The sequence below is a fragment of the Halococcus thailandensis JCM 13552 genome (genome assembly GCF_000336715.1).
Classification (GTDB): domain Archaea; phylum Halobacteriota; class Halobacteria; order Halobacteriales; family Halococcaceae; genus Halococcus; species Halococcus thailandensis.
On record NZ_AOMF01000044.1, the window covers coordinates 1 to 235 of the forward strand.

Below are 235 nucleotides of genomic sequence, written 5' to 3' on the forward strand. Positions count from 1 at the left end.
GCCGGCGCGTCCAAGGCGACGCTGCCCTCGATCAAAATCGGACTCGTGAGCAGATCACCGACGAAATCCACGACATCCTCGACGAGGCCGCCGAAATCGACGAAGCCGAAGATGACGAATACGGTCCGGAGCAGCGGGGAGACGAACTCCCGGAGGAACTCCGGGAGCAAGAGGACCGACTGAACCGATTGCGGGAAGCCAAGGACCGACTCGACGCTGAGGAACAGCAGCTCAA

At 61.7% G+C, this 235-nt stretch carries 1 pseudogene; it reads left to right on the plus strand.

Annotated features, from left to right (window positions below):
* Positions 1-235: pseudogene (locus C451_RS22435) on the plus strand (hypothetical protein); the annotation flags it as partial.